1 protein-coding gene is annotated in these 1,062 nt (G+C 33.3%); it reads left to right on the top strand.

Annotated features, from left to right (window positions below; translation table 11 throughout):
- Positions 1-41 precede the first annotated feature (41 nt).
- A complete protein-coding gene (locus tag ACFIK6_RS09950) occupies positions 42-794 on the top strand; it encodes a type IV secretion system protein (RefSeq protein ID WP_375642750.1) in 753 nt (250 codons plus the stop codon).
- Positions 795-1,062 lie beyond the last annotated feature (268 nt).

Raw genomic sequence — 1,062 nt, 5'->3', positions numbered from 1 at the left:
ATTAATAAAACAATCCCTGCCGAAATCAAGCGAGCAAATATATGAAAAAGCGATTTATTATAACAGGAATGATTACCCTTTTGGGAATCATAAATTTAACTCTAACGTCTAACTTTAGTTGGGGTTCTGGGACTCAAGGTTCAACTGCTCAAATTCCTTCCCCTATTTCAAAAGCAGAATATCTGAAAATTATTGACTTATTAAAACAACAAATTAAAGTAACCGAAGACCAGATCGAAAACGCGGAAAAAATCCATCAGTCTATAACAGGAAATAAAAAAATAAAAAGAGACGAATTATCGAAATTTTTATTACAACATTCGCCTTTTTACCCATCTCCCCACAAAACATACAAGGGTTTATATAGCAAAAACTTCAAAGGTCATTCTTATTTCGAACACCTTATAACTGAAGTTAACGGAGATGAGTGGAGAGTCATCCTCCCGTTCGTACAACATAATATACTATACGATAGGCTTAATAAGCGTCTTCAATATAGTGGAATTATCGATAAAGCTGTAAGTTTGCAAACTTTCCAAGATGCAGAGAACCGCTTTACACAAATTGCCGGTTTCTTAAAAGATATAGATGAAACAAAAGATCTGAGAGAAGTTTTCGAGCTGCAAACACGTATCAGAAACATGTCAGCCATGCTCCAAAATGAATATACAAAGCTACAAATGGTCAGAAATTTAAGCAATAATGAAGAGTTTCTTATCGAAATGCAAAAACGTATATTGTATAAAAGAGTTATGAACAATGCCCTCACACGTGTGCCTCAAATAAGATTTTAGCCACTAAAGCTCTTTACAAGATTTGCTTTTTTTCATGAAAACAAAAGCCGATGTAGAAAGTTCAGTACTATCTGAACAATTCAGAGAGGCACAAAGATTTTATCAAAGCCAAGATATCGTAATGCAAATACTTAGGTAATGTATAAATGAAAATGACACGTTTAGCATATATCTATGTTTCAAGGTGATAAAAAGTTGAAAATTCGCTAAAGAGGAATTCCATGGACTTTACAGTGTTCACGCAACTTTTCAATAAAATTGATCAGAT

The sequence above is a fragment of the Bartonella sp. AS69XJJH genome (genome assembly GCF_042195585.1).
GTDB lineage: Bacteria > Pseudomonadota > Alphaproteobacteria > Rhizobiales > Rhizobiaceae > Bartonella.
Note: the sequence above shows the minus strand (reverse complement) of the source record. Positions and strands in the feature narration are given on the sequence as shown.